The sequence below is a fragment of the Sporosarcina sp. P26b genome, from assembly GCF_002743245.1.
GTDB lineage: Bacteria > Bacillota > Bacilli > Bacillales_A > Planococcaceae > Sporosarcina > Sporosarcina ureae_C.
This window is the reverse complement of sequence record NZ_PDYW01000059.1, coordinates 1-1,629: the sequence shown is the minus strand read 5'-3', so window position 1 is coordinate 1,629 and position 1,629 is coordinate 1. Positions and strand designations below refer to the sequence as shown.

The window sequence follows — 1,629 nt, the reverse complement described above, 5'->3', positions numbered from 1 at the left end:
ATTAGCTTACAAGAACATGATATTGCTTACGCTGTGCATGATCTAATTGAAAGCATACCTAATGAAGCTTTTGACGGTTTTTTGCGTGAGACAGGTTGCCCATCTTATCATCCACGTATGATGTTAAAGATCATTTTGTGTGCCTACACACAGTCTGTTTTTTCAGGCAGAAAAATTGAAGGTCTTTTAAAAGATAGCCTTCGCATGATGTGGCTAGCTCAAGGCTATAATCCAAGCTATCGCACCATTAATCGTTTTCGTGTTCATCCTGAAGTGAAAGAATTATTACGCCAGTGCTTTGTACAATTTCGTTGTCAGCTGGTACAAAAACAGCTAATTGATGAAGAAGCCATTTTTATTGATGGAACAAAGATTGAGGCGAATGCGAACAAATTTACATTTGTCTGGCGCAAGTCAGTGGAACGGTATAGTTCAGGTCTTGTAGAAAGGTCCAGTCAGATGTACGAAGAGCTGTTAGAAAAAGAGATCATCCCTGAAATCGAACGGGAAAGTCTGGATGAACTATCTACTGCGGAACTGTCTAAAGTAGTAGAGAAGCTAGATGATACTATCCAAACCTATACAGAAAAGATTAACGCTAGCGAAGATGTCGAGGAACGTAAACAAATTCGCTCGCTACGAAAGGAACCTAAACAATACCGTAAACAATTTCAAGACTTCTTGGATCGAAAGCAGAAGTATCAGCACGATATGAAGATCTTTGGCCATCGTAACAGCTACTCGAAGACGGACCGCGATGCGACCTTTATGCGGATGAAAGATGATTATATGAAAAACGGGCAACTAAAACCCGGATATAATGTGCAAATTGCGACCGAAGGGCAATATACCCTCGCTTTTGACGTGTATCCAAATCCGACCGATACGCGTACGCTCATTCCATTCTTAGATACTATTGAACAAGACTTTTTTGAGCTGCCACAGTATATTGTCGCGGATGCCGGTTATGGAAGTGAACAGAATTACGGAGATGTCATTGAAAATCGAAAGCGTGTTCCGCTTATTACCTATAACCAATATCGCAAAGAAAAGAAAAAGAAGTACAAAACCGATCCTTTCAATACGGCGAATTGGGCATATGATGAAACTACGGATACCTTTACTTGTCCAAATGACAGAAAACTCGTGTTCCGCTACCTTTCCAATCGGACGGATCGTTATCAATTCACACGGACGATGAAAATATACGAATGTGAGGATTGTTCAAGCTGCCCATTGCGCTCTTTCTGTACCAAAGCAAAAGAAGAGAACAATAGGAAGTTGTATGTGAATGAAAAGTGGGAACAGCAAAAAGAATATATTCGTGAAAAGCTTTCAGATAAGAAAACAGGTGAAATTTACGGCAAGCGCAAGATTGACGTAGAGCCAGTTTTTGGATTCTTGAAGGCTAATTTAGGGTTCACTCGTTTCTCCGTAAGGGGAAAGGAAAAGGTGAAAAATGAATTAGCCTTCGGTTTATTGGCAGTGAACTTGAGAAAGTACACTGCCAGGGAGGTAAACGTATAGAAATCATACAAGGATTTCTATACAAAAAGGGTTCGATCATCAAAAACCGATGATCGAACCCTTTTTTGGCTCACTTCTGGCTAATTATGTCCCAGCCTCTTT

Annotated in this window: 1 protein-coding gene; it reads left to right on the top strand. The window is 40.4% G+C overall.

What is annotated here, in order from left to right; translation table 11 throughout:
* Window positions 1-1,527 (top strand): IS1182 family transposase (locus tag CSV69_RS16495; protein ID WP_099693994.1); only part of this gene is annotated, 1,527 nt, incomplete at its 5' end.
* Between the last annotated feature and the right edge of the window lie 102 nt (window positions 1,528-1,629).